This window comes from Aquipuribacter aurantiacus (genome assembly GCF_051216895.1).
Taxonomy (GTDB): Bacteria; Actinomycetota; Actinomycetes; order Actinomycetales; family JBBAYJ01; genus Aquipuribacter.
In genome coordinates this window covers 1-1,710 of record NZ_JBPKAO010000033.1, presented here as the reverse complement: position 1 = coordinate 1,710, position 1,710 = coordinate 1, and the positions used below count along the sequence as shown (strand labels likewise).

General features: G+C 71.9%; 1 protein-coding gene. It reads right to left on the bottom strand.

Going from position 1 to position 1,710, the window contains the following annotated elements:
* Positions 1–170: 170 nt before the first annotated feature.
* Complete coding sequence (locus ACR80Q_RS18235) at positions 171–1,589, bottom strand: IS1380 family transposase (protein ID WP_435379075.1); 1,419 nt, start codon at positions 1,587–1,589, stop codon at positions 171–173.
* Positions 1,590–1,710 lie beyond the last annotated feature (121 nt).

Here is a 1,710-nt window from a genome sequence, read left to right as displayed (position 1 = left end):
TAGCCCGGATCTTTCGTGGTCTCGGGGTGGCGTTCGGGCGGGACGTCGTGGCCCTCGCTGAGGGCTGATTCTGAAACAGGGGTCGGACAGTTGCCCCGGTGGTGCTCGGGGTGGCTCGGGTCCGTCCGACATGGTCCTGGTCGCGTGGCTGAGGGGTCGTGGTCTCTGGGTCAGCCGCTGGGTGCCGGGAGGGCTCGGAGTCGGGTCAGGATGGCCAGGACGAGGCCGGTCCAACGGCCGGCGGCGGCGAGGTGCAGGACGGTGCGGCGGGCACTGACCGCGAGCCTGCCGGCGGTGGCGAGCAGCCGTAGGCGGAGCCGCTTCGGTTCCCAGCGTCGGGCCGGATGCGCGGTCGCGTCAGTGGGGTCGGTGCAGCCGAGCAGCTGAAGCCAGGCGGTGAGGTCGGCGGCGAGGGCGACGATCTCGCACCAGACTTGGTTCGCAGTGAACCCGTGCAGGGGCAGGTTCGTGAGGCCGGTGTCCTTGGCATTGCGGATGCGGTCCTCGCAACGCGCGCGGCGACGGTGGCGCAGCTCGAGGTCGGCCAGCTGACCCCGCGTGGTGTTCGTCGCGAACGCCGTGAGCCGGTGGCCGTCGACATCGGTCAGTCGCAGCTGGGCGCCGGGGTGCGGGCGTTCCTTGCGGACGATGACGCGCATCCCGGTCGGCCAGGTCTTCAGGTCCAGGAGGGCGGTGACCTCAGCGACCCAGGCGCCGGGACGGACCGCGCCGTCAGCGTCGTAGGCCGGTGCCCAGACCCGGTCGGGGATCAGCCGCAACCGGTCGGCGATGTCGTCAGGCAGGCCGAACCCGACGGAGTACGACAACCGCTGGCCGGTCAGCCAGGCCAGGAACGCGTGGCTGAACCCCGCCCCGTCGGTGCGGATCAAGACCTTCCGACCAGGCCGGGTCCCGCTGCGATGTCCGGGCAGCTGCCGCAGCGCCTGCCGGGTGACGTCGATGTGGTCGGCGGCGGTGTTCGAGCCGGCGTTGCCCGGTCGGAGCTGGATCGCCAGCGGCTCGCCGGTGCCGCCCGCGCCGTGGTCGACGAACGCGGTGAGGGGGTGGAAGCCGTAGCCGCGCTTGAACGTCGGCCGGGCGTTCTCCTTGTCCGAGTGCGCCGTCACCAGCGTCGCGTCCAGGTCGATCACCAACGGCGTCATGGCGCTGATGTCGTGGTCCGGTGCGTGCTCCTCGGCCAGGTGCCAGGCCCGTGCGCGGGCTGCTGCTCGGGCCGCCCTGATCGCGGCCAGAGCCCGGGGTGTGTCGGCGGCCAGCGCGGTGATGGTGCGGGACACGGTCGGGTCGGAGGCGACCGGTCCGAACACGCGGGGCTCGCCCCGCAGGACGGCGATGTCGGCGAGGCAGTCACCGCCGACGGCCAGCGCGACGGCGAGGTCGAGGACGATTTTCCCGGGGTCGTGGCGGGCGTTCGGGCGCCGCCAGCGGCCCAGCGATCGCGACAGCTCACGATCCAGGCCTGTCGTTCGGGCGGTCTCGACGAGAGCCACCGCGCCGGCTTGGGAGACGACCCCGGCCCCGGCCGCGTCGACCTGAACACGCGGGTAGAGCCCGCTACGCTTCTTCACCTGGAAGGTGCTCCTCGAGCAGTGACGAATGGTCCCTCAGCAAGACCTATCGTTCCTGCTCAGGGGCACTTTTCACGTCACGACACGTTCGACGTCGCCCGCTGCCCGTGAAAGCCCCGGG